Origin of the sequence: Bradyrhizobium sp. 164 (assembly GCF_023073715.1) — a bacterium.
Classification (GTDB): Bacteria; Pseudomonadota; Alphaproteobacteria; order Rhizobiales; family Xanthobacteraceae; genus Bradyrhizobium.
The window spans coordinates 1-599 of sequence record NZ_JADPKA010000087.1 but is presented as its reverse complement, the minus strand read 5'-3'; the positions used below and the strand labels follow the sequence as shown (position 1 = coordinate 599).

The 599-nt window shown below is 60.8% G+C and carries 1 protein-coding gene; it reads left to right on the top strand.

What is annotated here, in order from left to right:
* On the top strand, positions 1-599 hold a 599-nt coding region (locus tag IVB01_RS27205), incomplete at both ends, for a transposase (RefSeq protein ID WP_247494999.1).

Sequence of the window (599 nt, the reverse complement as noted above, 5' to 3'; positions counted from 1 at the left end):
CTCGAAGTCTTGATCGCTGCGTTGGGCAACAGAGGGACAAAACCGGGCAGAAAGTTACCCAGGCCACGCATAAAGACCAAGCAGGTCAACACACCCACGTTCGATGTCAGGACCGCGCTGTATGGTGTGCTCGGCGTCGATCTGACCGAGATCCATGGGTTGGGTCCGTCGCTCGCCTTGAAGCTCATCGGCGAGTGCGGCACAGATCTGAGGGCATGGCCGAGCGCCAAGCACTTCACCTCCTGGCTCTGCCTCGCACCGGGCAACAAGATTTCCGGCGGCAAGGTGCTGTCTTCGCGTACGCGACGATCCTCCAGTCGGGCAGCCGCACTGTTGCGGTTGGCGGCCACAACGGTCGGTCGAAGTGATACAGCGCTGGGAGCATTCTATCGTCGGCTGTCCTCACGGGCGGGTAAGTCGAAGGCCGTAACGGCGACCGCCCGCAAGATTGCGGTTTTATTCTACAACACGCTCCGGCACGGCATGAGCTACAGCGATCCGGGTGCCAACCAATATGAGCAACAATATCGCAGCCGCGTCGTCGCCAACCTTCAGCGGAGGGCCAAATCGCTAGGCTTCCTGTTGCAGGCCATTCCGGG